This is a genomic window from Xanthomonas arboricola pv. juglandis (assembly GCF_001013475.1).
Lineage (GTDB): Bacteria > Pseudomonadota > Gammaproteobacteria > Xanthomonadales > Xanthomonadaceae > Xanthomonas > Xanthomonas arboricola.
Genome location: NZ_JZEF01000002.1, coordinates 473,281 through 491,415 on the forward strand (window position 1 = coordinate 473,281; position 18,135 = coordinate 491,415).

The window sequence follows — 18,135 nt, forward strand, 5'->3', positions numbered from 1 at the left end:
AGATGTTCCTATGCAAATTCGTCGCTGTACCACGTTGTTTTTTGAACTGCGCGACGATTCGGTGTTTGATCTTGCACGATTGCTTGCCGGTGGCGATGGCCTGCGTCGCCGCACACGCTGGTTGGCGCTCGCGCCTCATCTTGATGCAGACGTGGAGGTTTCAAAGGACGAGCGCGAATGGCTGGGCGAGTTGAGTTCCTCGCGCTGGCATTCCATCGATCAGGTGCATCCGTGGCCAATCTGGGCGGAGCGTCTAATCGAGCAAGGTCTTGTGATCAGCGACCAACCACAACATGTTCAGCACCGCCGCAACGACGAGTGCGTGCAGCAGCAGCGCTGGTGGCCATTGGCCGCGTTATGGCACCGATCGGCGCGCTGGAGCGGCGAAGACAGCGTGGCCACCATGGAAGCGCATGGCCTGACAACTGTAGAAGGCATGGTAGGCCGGCTGGGCGCACCCCCGGCAGAGATCGTAGACCGAGGCAAGGGCGGCGTGGAGGCGCGCATTGCCTTGCCGCGATCAACCCCGGGCACATTCGATGAGCTGCTGTCGCGTCGCGTCACCTGTCGCAATTTCGATACGCAGCGTCTGCTGTCACCCATCTTGCTCGGCCAGATGCTTGAGCGCAGCGTCATGGCAAGCGCGCGCATCGAAGTGGGGCACGACACCGCATTCTTGAAGAAGCCTGTACCGTCGGGGGGCAGTCTCCATCCCACCGAAACCTATCTGCTGGTCCAACGTGTCGAGGGAATGACGAGCGGTCTCTATCACTATCGCCCTGTCGATCATGCATTGCAGCCATTGCAGTCGCCACCGCAGCCGCTGGTGGACTTTGCGCGTCGTACTGTGTCCGGGCAGCACTGGTTTGCCGATGCGCCGGTGCTGGTGATCCTGGTACCGCGGTTTCTACGCAGTTTCTGGAAGTATCGGAACCATGCCAAGGCCTACCGCGCGATGATTCTGGATGTCGGCCATATCGCGCAGACGCTTTATCTGAGCGCAACCGACCTTGGGCTGGGAGCGTTCGTCACCTCGGCAATCAACGAGGTGGATATCGAACAGGCGCTTGGCCTGGACGGCCTCCAGGACGGCCCACTGGCCATCTGCGGATTCGGTTGGCGTGGCGAGGAGATGAACAATACCGAGCTGGATCCCGGTGGCGCAGTGTGGTCGTCTGGTCGTGACCCAGCGGCGGGCAAGGACATCGGACCCCATTAGCGAGAGACCATCACACATCTCTCGATCTGGATCGCTTGGCGAGGGGAATCAAGCGTACCGGTTCGTTGAAGCACCTCGGTCCAACCGTCAGCGCTCTTCGTTGTAGGCGAGCGCTGACGTAGATCCAAAGCAAGCACTTCGCAAATAGCGTTACCGCCGAATCGCCTGCGCATGGGTCTTCAACGCATCGCGTAGACCGTTCACCTTGTCGGCGCCTTCCGGCACGTGATGCTGGAGCCGGTCAGGTCGTTGCCGATCGGTTGCACGCGGCCGCCCAGGCATTGGTCCAGGAAACCCTCGGTCACCGCGTTGAAGGCCGTGCTGTTTTCCGGGCGGCGGAAGCCGTGGCCTTCGTCCGGGAACAGCACGTAGGTGACCGGAATGTTCTTGGCCTTCATCGCGTTGACGATCTGGCCGCTCTCGGCCTGTTTGACGCGCGGGTCGTTGGCGCCCTGGCCGATCAGTCGCGGCTTGCTGATCTTGTCGACAGGGCTGAGCGGGGAGCGCTCGGGCAGCCACTGCTTGCCGGCCTCGGTGGGCGAGTCGCCCATGCGTTTGGTCAGCTGCTTGTAGAAGCTGGCCCAGTACGGCGGCACGGTGCCGAGCAAAGTGTTGAGATTGGCCGGGCCGACGATGTCCACGCCGCATTTGAACGCGTCCGGGGTGAAGGTCAGGCCGACCAGCATGGCGTAGCCGCCGTAGCTGCCGCCCATGATCGCCACGTCCTCGGGCCTGGTCACGCCTTGCTTGACCGCCCACTGCACGGCGTCGAGCAGGTCGTCGTGCATCTTGCCGGCCCACTCGCCGTTGCCGGCATTGGTGAAGGCCTTGCCGAAGCCGGTGGAGCCACGGAAATTCACCGCCAGCACCGCATAGCCGCGATTGGCCAGCCACTGCTCATACGGCCCGTAGCCGTAGCTGTCGCGCGCCCACGGGCCACCATGCACGAACAGCACCAGCGGTACCGGCTTGTCGGCCTTGCCATCGTGATTGGCGTCGGCCTCGGCGGGCAGGGTGAGATAGCTGACCAGCTTGAGGCCGTCGCGCGCGGTCAGTTCCTGCGGCCACATCGGGACCAGCGGTTTGCCGTCGAGCGCGGGGCGGGCGGAGAACAATTTGGTCAGCTTGCCGCCGTCTGCACGGTCGTAACGGTAGTAGCTCAGCGGTGTCTCTGCCGCCGAATACCCCACGATCCAGATGCGATCGTCGAGCGTGCGTGCGGCAACGCTGGCATCACCGCTGCCGAGTGACTTGAGCTTTTGCAGGTCGGCGGCAATGCCGGTGTCCAGCGCCTTCCATTCCTCGCGCAGATAGTCGGTGGACACGGCCTGCACCACGCCGGTCCTGGGGTCGTTCAAGGTGGCGCCGACATCGGTGCGCGGGTTTTCGAACAGCAGCGTGCGCGCATTGCTGGCGGTGTCGATGGCATACAGCGCCGCGGTGTCGCGATTGCGCGAGTCCTGCATGTATAGCGTCTTGCCGTCGTCGGTCAGCCCGTCGGGCGAGGTGTTGCTGACATCCTCGAACGGGATGCGGTCCACGCTCTTCCAGCGCTTGCCGTCCGGCACCAGCAGCTCTCTGCCGGCATCGTCGGTGGCGCGCGTGGCGTAGCGCAGCTGGTAGTTGCCGTCGAGCAGGTAGGAATCCAGGCTGTCGGTGTTCTGCTGCACCAGGCTGCGCTTGCCCGAGGCCAGGTCCACCCGATACAGGTCATGCCATTTGGGATCGCGGTCGTTCATGCCGACCATGATCGACTCGGGGTGCTGCGCGCTGACGCGATACACCTCGGCGCTGGTCTTCTTGAACGGGGTGAGGTCCTTGCTGCTGCCATCGCTCAGATTCACCGAGAACAGATGGAAGTCTTCGTCGCCGCCGTTGTCGCGCAGGTACAGCAGCGTGTTGGGTTGATAGGTCCAGAAATAAGTGCGGATGCCGCGTGCGGTGTCCTTGGTGATCGCGCGCGCCTGATCCGGTGCATCCACCGGGGCGACCCAGACATTGAGCACGCCCTCCAGCGGCGCGACCCAGCTGAGGTATTTGCCGTCCGGGCTGATGCTCACGTTCGCCCGTTCCGGGTTGCCGAACAGCGCATCGCGGGTGATCAGTTCGGGTGGCGCCGCAGGCGCTTGCGCAGCGGCCGGGGCCGGCGTGGCAGCCTTGTCGGTGGTGGGCGCGGCGTTGTCGCTGCAGGCAGACAGCGCGAGCAGCATGCTGGAAACAAGACGCAGGCGTTGCATGGACGTCTCCGGTCTGGGGCGCGGCCACTCCAGCCGCTTTCCCCACGCTAGGGCCAAGGCCGGCCGTTGCGGACGTGCCGTTGGTCACGCCGGCAGGTGCCGCTACGCAGACGCGGACACAAATTCCACCAGCGCGGCACCCTCGGCGACCAGCTCGCCTTCGGCCACCAGGTACGCCGCTACGGTGCCGTCGCTGGGTGCATGCAAGGTGTGCTCCATCTTCATCGCTTCGAGCACCACCAGGGCCTGCCCGCGAGTGACGGACTGCCCCACCGGGACGACCAGCGACACGATGCGGCCCGGCATCGGTGCGGTCAGGCCACCAGTGTCGTGCGCCGGCTGATCGGCTTCGAGCAGCGCATCATGGTGGCGGAATGTCGCGCGCTGCGTGGCATCGCGCAATGTCAGGGTATCGCCATCGCGCAGGACCTGCATGCGCCATTGCCGGCCATCCATTTCCACGCGCAGTGCATCGTCCTGCAGGTGGTAGCGCAGTGTGCGTGTGTCGCCCGCAGCCGTGACCTGCCAGCCATCGGCAAGCGGACGCACGCCAAACTGGCGGCGTTCGCCTGCGGCCTCCAGCGTCAGGGTGTGCGCCGCATGCGCGCCGATGCGCCACCCATCGGTGTGCTGCCATGGTGAAAACGGATCGGCTGGATCGGCGGCCGCCTTCGGCAATGTTGCGGCGATCAACGCCGCCGCCAGGCACCACCAGGCGTTGGCCGGACTGACTGCCTCGGCAAACAACACGGCCTGCTCGCGTTCGATCAGCGCGGTATCCAGATCGGCAGACGCAAACGACACCGTGCCGATCAGGCGCGCAAGGAACGCGCTGTTGGTGGTGACGCCCACCGCATGGAATTGCGCCAGCGCCTCGCGCATGCGTGCCAGTACGGCAGGGCGATCCACATCCCATACGATCAGCTTGGCGATCATGGGGTCGTAGTAGGGGCTGATGCAGTCGCCCTGCTCCACGCCGGCATCGATCCGCACATGCGCGCCGGGTGCGGGAAACTGCAGCTGCCGCAACGTGCCGGTCGACGGCAGAAAGCCGCGTTCGGCATCTTCGGCGTACAGGCGCGCTTCCAGCGCGTGGCCATGGATGCGCAGGTCCTGCTGACGCAGCGGCAACGGCTCGCCCGCGGCGACATGCAATTGCCACTCGACCAGATCGGTGCCGGTGATCAACTCGGTCACCGGGTGCTCGACCTGCAGGCGGGTGTTCATTTCCATGAAATAGAAATCACCATCCGGGCCGGCGATGAATTCCACCGTGCCGGCGCCGACATAACCCACGGCGCGCGCGGCATCCACGGCGGCCTTGCCCATTGCGGCGCGGCGTTGTTCGCTCATGCCGGGAGCAGGTGCTTCCTCCAGCACTTTCTGATGCCGGCGTTGCACCGAACAATCGCGCTCGAACAGATGGACGACCTCGCCCCGGGTATCGCCAAATACCTGAATCTCGATATGGCGCGGGCGCTCGACGTACTTTTCCACCAGCACCCGCGCATTGCCGAAGGCCGATTGCGCCTCGCGCTGGCAGCTGGCCAAGGCCTCTTCGAAGGCCGCGCTGGCATCCACCCGGCGCATGCCCTTGCCGCCACCGCCGGCGCTGGCCTTGATCAGCACCGGATAGCCGATCGCATCGGCCTGCGCACGCAGGAAGGCCGGCGCCTGTTCATCGCCGTGGTAGCCCGGCGTCAGCGGCACGCCGGCGCGTTGCATCAGCGCCTTGGCCGCACTCTTGTCACCCATCGCGCGGATGGCGGCCGCCGGTGGGCCGATGAACACGATGCCGGCCTGCGCGCAGGCATCGGCAAACGCCGCGTTTTCCGACAGGAAGCCATAGCCGGGATGGATCGCCTGCGCACCGCTTGCGCGTGCCGCCTCCAGGATCGCATCGCCACGCAGATAGCTCTGCTGCGCTGGTGCGGCGCCGAGATGGATCGCTTCATCGGCCAGCCGCACATGCCGCGCATCGCGGTCGGCATCCGAATACACCGCCACGGTCGCGATGCCGAGCTTGCGGCAGGTGGCGATGACCCGGCACGCGATCTCGCCGCGATTGGCGATCAGGATCTTGTCGAAATAGGGCGGTCTTGCTGCGGTGGTGAGTTCGCGCTGGGTCATGACGAAGTTCTCTGCACGCCGCCATGCTGGCGGGCACTGCGATGGAAAGACGGTTGCATGGATTGCGCGACACGCCGTGCGATGGCTGCTGACGCCGCTGCGCCCCAGCGCGATGCGCTGCTCGACGCAGGAAACGCGTGCGCCCTCATGCAATGCTCCAGACGACACGCAACACTTTGCTCGCAGGTGCGGATGCACCGCCAGACAGCCAAGAGCAGCACCTGCAAGCTGACATCACCACCTCACATCCGGAACACGCCAAAGCGTGTCGTCTCGATTGGTGCATTCAATGCGGCCGACAGTCCCAGCCCCAGCACGCGACGGGTATCGGCCGGGTCGATGATGCCGTCGTCCCACAGGCGTGCGCTGGCGTAATACGGATGCCCCTGCTGCTCGAACTGCGCACGGATCGGCGCCTTGAACGCAGCTTCCTCTTCGTCCGACCAGGCGCCACCCTTGGCTTCGATACCGTCGCGGCGCACCGTGGCCAAGACGCTGGCAGCCTGCTCGCCGCCCATCACGCCGATGCGCGCATTCGGCCACATCCACAGGAAGTTCGGCGAGTAGGCGCGGCCGCACATGCCGTAGTTACCGGCACCGAACGAGCCGCCGACCACCACGGTGAACTTGGGCACCTTGGCGCAGGCCACCGCCATCACCAGCTTGGCACCGTCCTTGGCGATGCCGCCATGTTCGTACTTGCGCCCGACCATGAAGCCGGTGATGTTCTGCAGGAACACCAGCGGAATGCCACGTTGCGTGCACAGCTCGATGAAGTGCGCGCCCTTGAGCGCGGACTCGGAAAACAGGATGCCGTTGTTGGCGATGATGCCCACCGGATAGCCATGCACATGCGCAAAGCCGGTGACCAGGGTGCTGCCGTAGCGCGGCTTGAATTCGTCCAGCTGCGAGTCGTCGACGATGCGGGCGATCACCTCGCGCACATCGAAGGGCTTGCGCGTATCGGCGGGAATCACGCCATATAGTTCGTCGGCGGCGTAACGCGGCGGCAGCGGTGCCTGCAGCGCCAGCGATGCAGCCGGCTTGCGCCAGTTGAGCTGCGCGATGATGGCGCGCACGCGTGCCAGGGCCTGCAGGTCGTTGTCGGCAAAGTGGTCGGCCACGCCGGAGATGCGCGTATGCACATCCGCACCGCCGAGTTCTTCGGCACTGACCTCTTCGCCGGTGGCCGCCTTGACCAGGGGTGGGCCACCGAGAAAGATCGTGCCCTGCTCGCGCACGATCACCGTTTCATCGCTCATCGCCGGCACGTAGGCACCGCCGGCGGTGCACGAGCCCATGACGCAGGCGATCTGCGGGATGCCGTTGGCCGAGAGGTTGGCCTGGTTGTAGAAGATGCGCCCGAAGTGATCGCGGTCGGGAAACACTTCATCCTGCAGCGGCAGGAACGCGCCGCCGGAATCGACCAGGTAGATGCACGGCAAGCGGTTCTGCTGCGCGATTTCCTGCGCGCGCAGATGCTTCTTCACCGTCATCGGGTAATAGGTGCCGCCCTTGACGGTGGCATCGTTGGCCACGATCACGCATTCCACCCCGGACACGCGTCCGATGCCGGCCACCACACCGGCGCATGGCACCTGATTGTCGTACATGCCGTGCGCGGCCAACGGCGCGATTTCCAGCAAGGCGCTGCCCGGATCCAGCAAGGCATCGATGCGCTCGCGTACCAGCAGCTTGCCGCGTGCGCTGTGCTTGGCACGCGCAGCCTCACTGCCGCCCAGCGCGGTCTGCGCCAGCGTGCGGCGCAGATCCTCGACCACGGTGCGCATCGCTGCAGCGTTTTGTTGGAAGCTCTCGCCGCTGACCTGCAGCTGGCTGGTGATCGCGCTCATGGTGGCTCCGTCAGGCGGTGCGTTCGAACAGCTCGCGGCCGATCAACATGCGTCGGATCTCCGAGGTACCCGCGCCGATTTCGTACAGCTTGGCATCGCGCCACAGGCGCCCGGTGGGGTAGTCGTTGATGTAGCCGTTGCCGCCCAGCACCTGGATCGCCTGGCCGGTGAGCCAGGTGGCTTTTTCGGCCGCGTAGAGAATCGCGCCGGCCGCATCCTGGCGCGTGGTCAGCCCGGCATCGCAGGCGCGCGCCACCGCATAGACGTACGCGCGGCAGGCGTTGAGCCCCACGTACATGTCGGCCAGCTTGGCCTGCATCAACTGGAAGGTGCCGATCGGCGCGCCGAACTGCTTGCGCTCGTGCACGTACGGCAGCACCACGTCCATCGCCGCGGCCATCAAGCCCAACGGGCCGCCGGCCAGCACCACACGTTCGAAATCCAGCCCGGACATCAGCACGCGCACGCCGCCGTTGAGCGTGCCCAGCACGTTCTCGGCCGGCACTTCGCAATCGGTGAACACCAGCTCGCAGGTGTTGGAGCCGCGCATGCCCAGCTTGTCGAGTTTCTGCGCAGTGGAGAATCCCGGCATGCCCTTCTCGACGATGAAGGCGGTGATGCCGCGTGCGCCGGCATCCGGGTCGGTCTTGGCGTACACCACCAGCACATCGGCGTCCGGGCCGTTGGTGATCCACATCTTGCTGCCGTTGAGCACATAGCGATCGCCGCGCGCATCGGCACGCAGCTTCATCGACACCACATCCGAGCCGGAGCCGGCCTCGCTCATCGCCAGCGCGCCGACATGCTCGCCGGTGCACAGTCTGGGCAGGTAACGCTGCTTCTGTTCCGGTGTTGCGTTCTTGCGCAGCTGGTTGAGGCACAGGTTGGAATGCGCGCCGTACGACAGGCCGATGGCCCCGCCGGCCCGCGAGATCTCTTCCATCGCCACCACATGCGCCAGGTAGCCCATGCCGCTGCCGCCGTACTCTTCTTCCACGGTCAGCCCGAGCAGGCCTTGCTCACCGAACAGGCGCCACAGCTGGGCAGGGAAGACATTGTCCTGGTCGGCCGTAGCGGCGAGCGGGGCAATATGGTGGCTGGCGAAGGCCGCCACGCTTTCGCGCAGCAGATCGATGTCTTCGCCAAGCGCAAAATTCAGGGACGGCACGTGCATGGAGCGACTCCGCAGGGATCGGGATGTGCCGGGTGGGAGCGGGCAGGCCGCACGGCGTTTGTAAGCAGCCTAGCGGTCCGCAATGAAAAAGTGAACTAAAATTCAACTATTGAACCCAGAATCACACCATGGCTTATCGACGCTCCGCCCTGATGGAAGAACGCCTGGCCGGCAATCGCGAACGCATCCTGCATGCGGCCCGCGCCCTGATTGCCGAAGGCGGCTATCGCAATGCCCCGGTGACCGCCGTCGCCGCTGCCGCCGGCGTGTCGACCGGGCAGATTTACCGCCACTTCCCGTCCAAGGCAGAGCTCTTCGTGGAAGTTCTCAACGCGGCAATACAGCGCGAGATGACCATCCTGCGCGCCATCGCCACTACCCAGGCCAGCGCTGCTGAGCGCCTGCGCAATGCGATCGCGACCTTCGTGCGGCGCGCGCTGGCCGGCCCCGCGTTGGCATATGCCTTCATCGCCGAGCCGGTGGAAAGCGAAGTGGATGCCGAGCGCATCCGTGGCCGACGCTTGTTCGGCGAAGTGTTCCGCCAGCTGCTTGCTGAAGGCGTGGCGGCCGGCGAGTTCCCGCAGCAGTCGCTGGACGCGGCGGCGGCCTGCATCGTCGGCGCCTTCACCGAGGCGCTGGTGGGGCCGATCGCCCCCAGGCGTGGCGACCCGCAGCAGGGCGAGCAACTGGTCGAGGCGATCTGCGGGTTCTGCCTGCGCGCGGTGGGAGCGCACCAGCCGACGGGCTGACAGTGCACTGACTGAGCGCCTAACTGGGCTGTATGAATTCTTCTTACTGTGCATATAATGTGCACTCGTCCTGCTGGAGTCGTGCGATGGTCGCCGTTCTCAATCCCCTGGCCCTGACCGAACGCCTGCGCGTGCCCGATCGCACCATCCTGTCGCCCACGGCCATGGCCGGCCTGCTGGATCTGTCGCAGCAGGAGCTGGCCGAGCTGGCCGGCGTGCATCGCAACAGCCTGCGGGTGCATCCGGAAAGCCCGCGCGTGCAGGACTTGCTACGCAACCTGTCGCGCCTGCTGGTGGCGATGACGCAGGTCCAGCCGGACGAACGCCAGGTGGTGTTCCACCTCAAGAACACCCCGATCCCCGCGTTCGAATTCGCCACCTTGCTGGAAGTGGTCAAACAGGGCCGTACCGACGATGCGCTGACCTATCTGCGCACCGTGGCCTCGGGGGCCGCCGGTTGAAGCTGAGCGCCCCGGCGCGCTGCACGCTGTATCGCGCCTTCACTCCGCGCTGGGCCGCCGAACCGCTGAGCGGCGCCGGTGCGGCGCGCTCGGGCGGGCGCTTCAATCGTTTCGGGCAGCCGGCGCTGTATCTGTCGCTGCAGCTGGAAACCGCTGCTGCCGAATACGCGCAGGCCGCGCTGTTCCTGCCGCCATTGACCCTGGTCAGTTACGCCGCCGACCTGCCGGCGTTGGCCGATCTGCGCCTGCTCGATGCCAGCTGGGATCCGCTCTGGGCCGATTGGACCGAGGACTGGCGCAAGGCCCTGGTCAACAAGATCGAACCGGTGAGCTGGGTGCTCGGCGACATGCTGCGCGAGGCGGAGATCCCCGGCGTGATCTTTCCCAGCATGGCCTTGCCGCAGGGCATCAACGTGGTGCTGTTTGTGGACATGCTGCAGCCCGAACACGTGCTGCATGTGTTCGACGATGGCCGCCTGCCGCGCGACGGGCGCAGCTGGGGCGATCCGCCGATTGAGGCGTAACGACGTCCTTCAACCCACCAACAGCTGCAGCGCACCCGCCAGCACCGGCGCGGCCACAGCCGTCGGCAGAATCAATCCACGCCGATACGGCAGCAGCCCCAGCGACAGCAACGCGGCAGCGCCGGTCAATGTGCCCAGCCACAACACCGGACCGATGCCCCAGCCTTGCGCGCGTACCGCCAGGCCGAAGGTGAGCAGCAACAGCAGCCAACCCAGCACGCGCAGTTGCCGCGAACGCGCGGCACCCAGCGTGCGGCCACGTACGTCCTGCTGATGCTTGTCCATCGCCAGGCACAGCGCGGCGAATCCGGAAAAATTCAGCGCCAGCAACAGCCACACGCTCATGCGCTTTCCTGCATCGGCACACTGCCTTGCGCAGGCGCGGCGGCAGTGGCGCGCGCGCGTCGTGCCGACGCCGGTTGCGGTGCCTTCCAGTGTTGCAAGCGCCACCCCGCCATTCCCAGAGACACGCCAAGGAACAGGCAGACCAGATCGACCCCGGCCAGCGTCCATTGCCCGGCCGGCAAGGTCACGCCCAGATGCACATCGGTGGTGATCGCATTGACCACCGGCACCAACGCGAACAAGCCCGCACCCAGATACAGCTGCCAGCTCCACATCGCGCGCCGTGGCCACACGAATGCGGCCAGCAATGCAGTGGCCCATGCGGCGAAGAACAGATTGGCCTCCATTGCCGCGCGCGCCTCCAGGCTCACCGGCAACAAGCGGTTGGCCCAGAAGAAACTGGCAAAGGCGATCGGCAGGCCGGCGACCGTGCCGATGTTGAGCGCATCCACCAACCGCAGCCCGAAGCCGATGCGCCCGGCCTTCAGATGTTTGGGGCGTTCCTTCACTGCCCACATCACCACGCCGCTGGCCACCATCAGGCAACCGAGCAAGCCGGAACCGAAGAACAGCGCGCGCATCCATGGCCCGGCGAAGTGGGCGATATGCAGGCCCACCATCACCCCACGCGTCTGGCTGGCACCGCCCGGCGGCCCGCTGCGCTGCAGGCGCTGCCCATTGATTGCATCGAACAGGATGGATGGCGCATCGGTGGAGAGATTGCCAGCGCGCTGGGTGACGCCGACCGCCGCATGCGCGTCGTTGGGAAGCGACACCGCCACATTGCCCACCTCACCGCCGCGCCAGTCGCTGCGCGCACGCGCCACGAAGTGTTCCAGCGGCAGCATGCGCGCCGGCGTGCCGGAGGCGCCTCGCGTATCGGCGACCCGGTTAGCGGACTCTTCGTAGAAACGCATTTCGTTGTCGGGGTACTGCGCCTTGATGCCCCACGGCAGGTACATGAACATCAAGGTCACGATGCCGGTGTAGGTGATCATCGCGTGGTACGGCAACGCGGTCACCGCGCTGACATTGTGGAAATCCAGCCACGAGCGCAGGCCCTTGCCCGGGCGAAAGGTGAAGAAATCCTTGAAGATCTTCTTGTGCGTAATCACGCCGCTGATGATCGCCACCAGCATGAACATCGCGCAGAAACCGACGATATAGCGCGACCACATCACCGGCAGATAATGCAGATCGAAATGCAGCCGGTAGAAGAATTCGCCGCCCAGGGTGTCGCGTGCGGCAATCTCCTTGCCGGTGGCTGGGTCGATGATGGCGTTGCCGTACATCTCCCGGCGGCTGGCCGGTTTGCCATCGGCTGGCGCAGGGTTTTGCCAGTACATGCTGACCACCGGATTGCGCGTGTCCGGCAAGGTGATGTTCCAGCTCTGCGCATCGGCTGCATGCGTCTGCAGATACTGCTCGGCACTGCGCAGCGCGGTTGCGTTGCTCACCGTGGTGGTGGGCAATTCCGGGCGCATCCAGCGGCTGATTTCGTCGCGGTAATAACTCGCCGTGCCGCCCATGAAGATCAACAGCAGCACCCAGCCGACCAGTAGACCGGTCCAGGTATGCAGCCATGCCATCGACTGGCGGAATCCCTGCTTCATGCCACGCCCCGTTGCAGCCATGCGGCCAGTGCGAACATCAGCGCCGCCGGCACCGCGATGCCGGCCCAGGCGCGCCACACACTGGCGGTGGCGAAAGCCCATAGCGGCGCGCAGGCGCACACCACGATGCCGACCAGCATGCTGGTCAACACCGCCTCGCTGCGTGGCATCGGCAGGACCAGCGCCAGCAGCAGATTGGTGGCGCTGGCGAGTGCATAGCCGCCAAACATCGCCGCCAGCGTGCGCCCAAGCACGCCCAGCCAGGGGCGCCTGAACCAGGGAAGCGGCAGGGACGGTGCGGTGGACATCGGATCAGCCAGGCGTGTGGCCGACTTACTCGGCCAGGAAGGTCAACGTGCTGATGTGATGGATCATCGACACCTGCTTGCCGGCGATCTCACGCTGCACCGGCTCCTTGTTGGTGGCGACCAGGATGTGCCGGCCGGCGCGCAGCTTGGGCAGGGTCACCTGGCCCTTGGCGTCGGAGGTCAGCGTCTTCTGCCACTTCTGCGGGTCGATCACCGTCACCTCGACCTTGGGCAGCGGCTTGTTGCGATAGAGCACGGTCAGCGTGTTGCTGTCGGCGGCGGTGGGCACCAGTTCGAAATCGAGCTTGGCCGAGGGCGTGGCGCGCCCGGCACGTGCGTAGTAGCTCACGGTCTCGAAGCCGCCGGCCTCGCCCTTCCACGGCTCGAACACGCTGTCGTCGCTCAGCCAGGCATCGCCGGTGCCGGACAACGGCGCGGTGAGGAACTCGCTGCCGCGCTGCAGGGCACCGGCCTTGCCGGCGCTGCCGAACACGGTCGGCTTGACCACACGCTTGATCTCGTCTTCGCCGTGATCCAGGGCCTCCTGCGCCGGCTCACCGAAGTAGATGCGCACCGGGCCGCTGCCGTCGCGCTCGATCCAGATCTCGTGGGCCTGGGCTGACAGACTGATGCTGGCCAAGGCCAGGCAGGACAGCAGGAAGGACTTCATCGCGGCGACTCCTCGTAAGCGGGACCGGGCGAGGCGAGAACCGCGTCACCGTGGATTGATGGGAATGATACGCAATTCCCTCAAGCGAGACCAACGTCCCATGCGGCATTGCGGCAATTCATCGGGCTGCGCAGACCGGCGTGCCTGCAAGACCCATAGCGCGCCAGGGCGCAGCGCACACCGCTGCAATCACTGTCATGCACAGTGGCCAGACGGGCGCGAACTGTGCTCTATACTCCGGCGCTAGCAGAGGTCTTCGACCAACAGCCAGGGGTGAGCGCGTGCGGAATTACGACCTCGAGTTCCTGAAGAAATTCTCGATGGTGATCGGACTACTGGTAGTGATCACCCTGGGCCTGATTGCCCTGGCAGCCTATTTGCAACGCGCCATTCCCGACGAAGTCTCGCCCACTGCGACCAAACGCGTGCAGCAACGCATCGCCCCGGCCGGCGCGGTCTATGCCGGCACCACCGGCGCGTCCGCACAGGCCGCAGCCCAGGCGGCAGCGCTGGCCAAGGCCGCCTCGCAGTCTGCCTACGGCGGCAGCACCGATGGCAAGACCATCTTCGACAACCTGTGCACCGCCTGCCACACCACCGGCGTGGGCAAGGCGCCGACGCTGGACCATGCGCATTGGGACGCGCGCATCGCCCAGGGCAAGGACACCTTGTACAAGCACGCGATCGAGGGCTACACCGGCCCGGATGGCGGCATCATGCCGCCCAAGGGCGGCAACCCGGCGTTGACCGAAGAACAGGTGCGGGCCACGGTCGACTGGATGCTGAGCAATCTGAAGTAAGCGCCTGAAGCAGTAGCAAGCGTTCGCAACAAGCGACTGACACAAGCGGTCGGGGTGCGGCCAAGTTGCAGCGCCTGCCGTGCACGGGTGCGTCGACTGGTCAATCGCAAGGCCTGCGCGCTGGAGCACGCTTTGCTTTTGTAGCGCGGCAGCCACTGCGCGAGCGTTTGAGCTCGCTGCACGACGTGCTTGCACGACAACGTCAGCCTTGGTCACCCACGCCAGCGCAAGTGCTTCGGGGGATGCCCGCAACTGCCGGCACCTGCAGATCGACCACTCAACCCACGCAGCAGCTGGTCGCCACTCGCAACGTTTTGCTAGCCTGTCGCGGTTCTCGCGCGCGCCGCCTTCGGGGCGGCGCTTGCATGTGGTCTACGTCTTTCTGGAGTGTGTCGATGTCGCGTTGCTCGCTGGTTGTGCTCGGTGTGATCGGTCTGTTGGCGGCACTGCTGGGCAGTGCCGCCGAGGGCGCGCCGCAACGTCTGTCGATCGCCGACGTGCAGGGCGAAGACACCCGTAGCCCCTACGACGGCCGTGTGGTCGACGTGGAGGGCATCGTCACCGCCGATACGCGTACCGGCCTGGCCGGGCTGTTCGTGCAGCAGCCCGGCTTCGAGCCGCGGCGCTCGCATGGCCTGTTCGTCACCGGTGCCGGCAATGCCGAGGTGGCGGTGGGCGACCGCGTGCGCATCGTTGGCACCGTGCGCGAGGTGTCGGCCGGCGGCGAGGCGAGCCTGACCACGGTGGATGCCAGCAGCATCGAGCGCCTCGCCAGCGGCCAGCCGGTGCCGGTGCGCATGCTCAGCGGGCCGCCGGCCAACTGGGAGGCGCTGGAAGGCGAGCACGTACGCATCGCTGCGCTGACGCTCAACGGCAGCGATCGTCTGGACACCTATGGCGAGTTGATCGCCGCGTTCGGCGGGCGCTTGTGGCAGCCCAGCGAAGTGGCCGCCGCCGGCACCCCAGCCTTCGCGCAGGTGCAGGCCGACAACGCCCGTCGCCAGGTATTGCTGGACGACGCGCGCAATGGCCGCAGCCCCAAGACGGTGGCCTATCTGCCGGTCGATCCGGTGCTGCGCAGTGGCAGCCTGCTCAAGTCGGTCGACGGCATCGTCGACCAGCGCTACGACGGCAACTACCGCATCCAGGTGCTGAGTCCGTTGACGCTGCCGGCCATGCCGACCGCGGTGGCGCCGCAGGTTGGCGGTGACCTGCGTATCGCCTCGTTCAATCTGGAGAACTTCTTCAACGGCAATGGCCGCGGCGGCGGCTTTCCGACCAAGCGCGGTGCGCGCACGCAGGAGCAGTTCCAGGCGCAGCTCACCAAGCTGGTGTCCACCATTGTGCCGTTGCACGCCGATGTGGCCGCGTTGATGGAGCTGGAAAACGACGGCAATGGCGCCGATGCAGCGGTGGCGCAACTGGTCGCCGCGCTCAACGCGGCCGACAAGGACAAGGACTGGCAGTTCGTCGACACCGGCAGCGGCCCGGGCGATGACGCGATCCGGGTCGGCATTGTTTACCGCAGTTCGCAGGTCACGCCGGTCGGCAAGCCGGCCACGCTGACCGGCGGGCCATTCGACAGCCACAGCCGGGTGCCGCTGGCGCAGGCGTTTCGCAGCACCCGCGGGGCAACCTTCGTGGTGGTCGCCAATCACTTCAAGTCCAAGGGCTGCGGCAGCGCCAGCGGCGCCGATGCCGACCAGCGCGACGGCCAGGCCTGCTGGAACGCCACCCGCACCGAATCGGCCAAGCGCCTGCACCAGTGGCTGCAGACCGACCCCACCGGCGCGCAGACCAAGCTGGCCGTATTGCTGGGCGATTTCAACGCCTACGCGATGGAAACGCCGATGCGCAGCCTTCGCGCCAGCGGCTGGCAGGATGCCTTTGCGGTGGCCGGCGTGAAGCAGCCCTACAGCTACGTCTACGATGGCATGAGCGGGCGGCTGGACCACGCCCTGCTCAGCCCGGCGATGGCCAGGCAACTGCGCGGCGCGGTGGAATGGCATATCAATGCCGATGTCATGGACGATGCTGGCTATGCCAAGCGCAACCTGCCCGGCCCGTGGCGCAGTTCCGATCACGACCCGGTGCTGCTGGGTTTTTCGCTATAACGCGCTAGCTGGCGCACGTCCCGGCGCGGCGGCGCAGCCGCAGGTTGAGCAGGTGCGTGCTGGCCAGCAGCAGGCTGCCGGTCACCGTGATCGGGGTTTCCCAACTGCCGCCGGCAACCCCGCTGGCGCCCAGCACCAGGCCGGCCAGGCCGAAGACCGCCAGCCCCCACACCGGCGCGGGCAGCGCATGCCGGCGATGGCTGCTCCACAGCGCGTAGCCGCTCAGCGGCACGGCAGCCGTGGCGAACACCACATGCACCCATTCGGCCCGGCTCCAGGCACCCAGCAGCGGCAGTGCAGCGGCCAGCAATGGCAGCGCCAGACAGTGCAGCAGGCACAGGCTGGATAAGGCGATGGCCGAGTTGTCCAGCACGGAAGCGGTAACGCGCATCGGGGGTGTTCTGTCGAGCTGGTGTTATATAGTAACACTTCCATTCCAGCCAGGCCCTCAGGATGTCCCTGTCCCCCAAGCGCGATTCACGCCTGCCCGTCACCGTGTTGTCCGGCTTTCTCGGCGCCGGCAAGACCACCCTGCTCAACCGCATCCTGCATAACCGCGATGGCCTGCGCGTGGCGGTGATCGTCAACGACATGAGCGAGGTCAACATCGACGCGCAGCTGCTGCGCGAGGGCGGCGCGGCTTTGCGGCGCACCGAAGAGACGCTGGTGGAATTCAGCAACGGCTGCATCTGCTGCACGCTGCGCGACGATCTGCTGCAGGAGGTACGCAAGCTGGCCGAACAGAAGCGCTACGACTATTTGCTGATCGAATCGACCGGCATCGCCGAGCCGATGCCGGTGGCGGCCACCTTCGCGGTGCGCGATACCGACGGCTTCAGCCTGGCCGATATCGCCCGTCTCGACACCATGGTGACGGTGGTGGACGGCAGCCGCTTCCTGCAGGACTTCGGCTCGGCCGCCACGCTGGCCGAACTCGGCCAGCAGGCCGGCCCGGACGATAGCCGCGGGCTGGTGCAGTTGCTGGGCGAACAGGTGGAATTCGCCGACGTGCTGGTGATCAGCAAGTGCGATCAGATCGATGCACAGCAGCTGCAACGCCTGCGCGCGGTGCTGCGTGCGCTCAACCGCGAGGCGGCGATCGTGGACGCGGTGCATGGCGAGGTGCCGCTGCGCCAGGTGCTCGACACCGGCCGCTTCGACTTCACCCGTGCGCAGCTGGCGCCGGGCTGGATGCAGGAACTGCGCGGCCAGCACACGCCGGAGACCGAGGAATACGGCATCAGCAGCTTCGTCTATCGCGCCCGCCGGCCGTTTCACCCGCAGCGTTTTGCGCGCATGGTGCAAGGCGGGCTGCCGCAGGTGATACGCAGCAAGGGATTTTTCTGGCTGGCCAGCCGCATGGATTGGGTCGGCGAATTGTCCAGCGTGGGTGGCGCGACCCAGACCAACGCAGCGGGCTTCTGGTTTGCCGCACGCCATCGCGTGGATGCGCACGCCATCGGCGAGCCGCTGCAGACCAGCATCACGCCATTGCCGTATACCGATATCGGCTGGCAGCGTCAGCAGACGCAATGCTGGACCGCGCCGCTGCCGCAACTGCACGAGGTTGGCGATGCCAGCGAATACGCCGCGATGCAGCGGCTGTGGCACCCGCTATGGGGCGACCGTCGCCAGGAGCTGGCGGTGATCGGCGTGGACATGGATGCGCCGCGCACGCGCGCTGCGCTGGATGCCTGCCTGCTCAGCGATCACGAACTGCGCCAGGGCCCGGCGCAATGGCAACTGCTGGACGATCCGTTTCCGCACTGGCAGCGTTGATGGTGGATTGCATCACGCTGTCGACATCCGTTCGCCTGGTACCGGATGCAATCGGAAGCAGGCTTGTATCCTTCAGTGCGGCGTGCGGATGCGCCGCACTGGGCGGCGTCGCATGCCCTACCTGTGGCTGCGCGCGGCGTGCACGCGCAAGCTGCGCGG

Annotated in this window: 15 protein-coding genes and 1 pseudogene; 7 read left to right on the forward strand and 9 right to left on the reverse strand. The window is 66.2% G+C overall.

The window, feature by feature from the left end; all coding sequences use genetic code 11:
* The first annotated feature begins 10 nt into the window (after positions 1-10).
* Positions 11-1,219, forward strand: coding sequence for a putative peptide maturation dehydrogenase (locus XARJCFBP2528_RS07430; RefSeq protein WP_026064210.1), 1,209 nt, complete (start codon positions 11-13; stop codon positions 1,217-1,219).
* 150 nt (positions 1,220-1,369) lie between these two features.
* On the opposite strand, the pseudogene XARJCFBP2528_RS07435 reads toward XARJCFBP2528_RS07430, so the two are convergent.
* From XARJCFBP2528_RS07435 to XARJCFBP2528_RS07450, 4 genes and pseudogenes are all read right to left on the reverse strand, one after another.
* Positions 1,370-3,456: pseudogene (locus XARJCFBP2528_RS07435) on the reverse strand (S9 family peptidase).
* 102 nt (positions 3,457-3,558) lie between these two features.
* Positions 3,559-5,586, reverse strand: a complete 2,028-nt coding sequence (locus XARJCFBP2528_RS07440; protein ID WP_047124545.1) for an acetyl/propionyl/methylcrotonyl-CoA carboxylase subunit alpha — start codon at positions 5,584-5,586, stop codon at positions 3,559-3,561.
* Between the two features lie 242 nt (positions 5,587-5,828).
* Positions 5,829-7,439: a carboxyl transferase domain-containing protein gene (locus tag XARJCFBP2528_RS07445; RefSeq protein WP_016902047.1), complete on the reverse strand. Its 1,611-nt coding sequence runs from the start codon at positions 7,437-7,439 to the stop codon at positions 5,829-5,831.
* A gap of 10 nt (positions 7,440-7,449) precedes the next feature.
* A complete protein-coding gene (locus XARJCFBP2528_RS07450; RefSeq protein ID WP_016902048.1) occupies positions 7,450-8,613 on the reverse strand; it encodes an isovaleryl-CoA dehydrogenase in 1,164 nt (387 codons plus the stop codon).
* Between the two features lie 128 nt (positions 8,614-8,741).
* Here XARJCFBP2528_RS07450 and XARJCFBP2528_RS07455 point away from each other — a divergent pair, with 128 nt between their 5' ends.
* The 3 genes from XARJCFBP2528_RS07455 to XARJCFBP2528_RS07465 all read left to right on the forward strand — a co-directional run bounded on the left by XARJCFBP2528_RS07455 (position 8,742) and on the right by XARJCFBP2528_RS07465 (position 10,347).
* Positions 8,742-9,362 carry a TetR/AcrR family transcriptional regulator gene (locus XARJCFBP2528_RS07455; protein WP_047124546.1) on the forward strand — a complete coding sequence of 207 codons (621 nt, stop codon included), beginning with the start codon at positions 8,742-8,744 and terminating at the stop codon, positions 9,360-9,362.
* 86 nt (positions 9,363-9,448) lie between these two features.
* Positions 9,449-9,823, forward strand: a complete 375-nt coding sequence (locus tag XARJCFBP2528_RS07460; RefSeq protein ID WP_047124547.1) for a hypothetical protein — start codon at positions 9,449-9,451, stop codon at positions 9,821-9,823.
* Positions 9,820-10,347, forward strand: coding sequence for an RES family NAD+ phosphorylase (locus tag XARJCFBP2528_RS07465; protein ID WP_047124548.1), 528 nt, complete (start codon positions 9,820-9,822; stop codon positions 10,345-10,347). The genes XARJCFBP2528_RS07460 and XARJCFBP2528_RS07465 overlap by 4 nt, the downstream gene beginning before the upstream one ends.
* A 9-nt stretch (positions 10,348-10,356) precedes the next feature.
* On the opposite strand, the gene XARJCFBP2528_RS07470 is transcribed toward XARJCFBP2528_RS07465, so the two are convergent.
* From XARJCFBP2528_RS07470 to XARJCFBP2528_RS07485, 4 genes are read right to left on the reverse strand one after another with little or no spacing between them, the layout of a single operon-like run.
* Positions 10,357-10,692, reverse strand: coding sequence for a DUF3325 domain-containing protein (locus XARJCFBP2528_RS07470; RefSeq protein ID WP_047124549.1), 336 nt, complete (start codon positions 10,690-10,692; stop codon positions 10,357-10,359).
* Positions 10,689-12,305, reverse strand: a complete 1,617-nt coding sequence (locus XARJCFBP2528_RS07475) for a PepSY-associated TM helix domain-containing protein (protein WP_047124550.1) — start codon at positions 12,303-12,305, stop codon at positions 10,689-10,691. Before XARJCFBP2528_RS07475 ends, XARJCFBP2528_RS07470 begins: the two co-directional genes overlap by 4 nt.
* Positions 12,302-12,613, reverse strand: a complete 312-nt coding sequence (locus tag XARJCFBP2528_RS07480; protein WP_024939006.1) for a DUF3649 domain-containing protein — start codon at positions 12,611-12,613, stop codon at positions 12,302-12,304. The genes XARJCFBP2528_RS07475 and XARJCFBP2528_RS07480 overlap by 4 nt, the downstream gene beginning before the upstream one ends.
* 25 nt (positions 12,614-12,638) lie before the next feature.
* On the reverse strand, positions 12,639-13,283 hold the full coding sequence (locus XARJCFBP2528_RS07485) for a DUF4198 domain-containing protein (RefSeq protein WP_047124551.1): 645 nt from the start codon (positions 13,281-13,283) through the stop codon (positions 12,639-12,641).
* A gap of 281 nt (positions 13,284-13,564) precedes the next feature.
* Between XARJCFBP2528_RS07485 and XARJCFBP2528_RS07490 the strand changes: the two genes are divergently transcribed.
* Entirely contained in the window at positions 13,565-14,083 is a 519-nt protein-coding gene (locus tag XARJCFBP2528_RS07490; RefSeq protein WP_047124552.1) for a c-type cytochrome, read from the forward strand.
* A gap of 395 nt (positions 14,084-14,478) precedes the next feature.
* On the forward strand, positions 14,479-16,197 hold the full coding sequence (locus tag XARJCFBP2528_RS07495; RefSeq protein ID WP_047124553.1) for an ExeM/NucH family extracellular endonuclease: 1,719 nt from the start codon (positions 14,479-14,481) through the stop codon (positions 16,195-16,197).
* Positions 16,198-16,201: 4 nt separating this feature from the next.
* On the opposite strand, the gene XARJCFBP2528_RS07500 is transcribed toward XARJCFBP2528_RS07495, so the two are convergent.
* Complete coding sequence (locus tag XARJCFBP2528_RS07500; protein ID WP_047124554.1) at positions 16,202-16,588, reverse strand: MerC domain-containing protein; 387 nt, start codon at positions 16,586-16,588, stop codon at positions 16,202-16,204.
* A 62-nt stretch (positions 16,589-16,650) separates the two neighbouring features.
* Between XARJCFBP2528_RS07500 and XARJCFBP2528_RS07505 the strand changes: the two genes are divergently transcribed.
* Positions 16,651-17,976 carry a GTP-binding protein gene (locus XARJCFBP2528_RS07505; RefSeq protein ID WP_039515665.1) on the forward strand — a complete coding sequence of 442 codons (1,326 nt, stop codon included), beginning with the start codon at positions 16,651-16,653 and terminating at the stop codon, positions 17,974-17,976.
* Positions 17,977-18,135 lie beyond the last annotated feature (159 nt).

Bases quoted from the DNA above. Each gene is read 5' to 3' on its own strand.
- XARJCFBP2528_RS07440 (WP_047124545.1), bottom strand. From the start codon at position 5,586: ATGACCCAGCGCGAACTCACCACCGCAGCAAGACCGCCCTATTTCGAC.
- XARJCFBP2528_RS07495 (WP_047124553.1), top strand. From the start codon at position 14,479: ATGTCGCGTTGCTCGCTGGTTGTGCTCGGTGTGATCGGTCTGTTGGCG.
- XARJCFBP2528_RS07460 (WP_047124547.1), top strand. From the start codon at position 9,449: ATGGTCGCCGTTCTCAATCCCCTGGCCCTGACCGAACGCCTGCGCGTG.
- XARJCFBP2528_RS07500 (WP_047124554.1), bottom strand. From the start codon at position 16,588: ATGCGCGTTACCGCTTCCGTGCTGGACAACTCGGCCATCGCCTTATCC.
- XARJCFBP2528_RS07475 (WP_047124550.1), bottom strand. From the start codon at position 12,305: ATGAAGCAGGGATTCCGCCAGTCGATGGCATGGCTGCATACCTGGACC.
- XARJCFBP2528_RS07470 (WP_047124549.1), bottom strand. From the start codon at position 10,692: ATGAGCGTGTGGCTGTTGCTGGCGCTGAATTTTTCCGGATTCGCCGCG.
- XARJCFBP2528_RS07455 (WP_047124546.1), top strand. From the start codon at position 8,742: ATGGCTTATCGACGCTCCGCCCTGATGGAAGAACGCCTGGCCGGCAAT.
- XARJCFBP2528_RS07505 (WP_039515665.1), top strand. From the start codon at position 16,651: ATGTCCCTGTCCCCCAAGCGCGATTCACGCCTGCCCGTCACCGTGTTG.
- XARJCFBP2528_RS07480 (WP_024939006.1), bottom strand. From the start codon at position 12,613: ATGTCCACCGCACCGTCCCTGCCGCTTCCCTGGTTCAGGCGCCCCTGG.
- XARJCFBP2528_RS07445 (WP_016902047.1), bottom strand. From the start codon at position 7,439: ATGAGCGCGATCACCAGCCAGCTGCAGGTCAGCGGCGAGAGCTTCCAA.
- XARJCFBP2528_RS07430 (WP_026064210.1), top strand. From the start codon at position 11: ATGCAAATTCGTCGCTGTACCACGTTGTTTTTTGAACTGCGCGACGAT.
- XARJCFBP2528_RS07485 (WP_047124551.1), bottom strand. From the start codon at position 13,283: ATGAAGTCCTTCCTGCTGTCCTGCCTGGCCTTGGCCAGCATCAGTCTG.
- XARJCFBP2528_RS07450 (WP_016902048.1), bottom strand. From the start codon at position 8,613: ATGCACGTGCCGTCCCTGAATTTTGCGCTTGGCGAAGACATCGATCTG.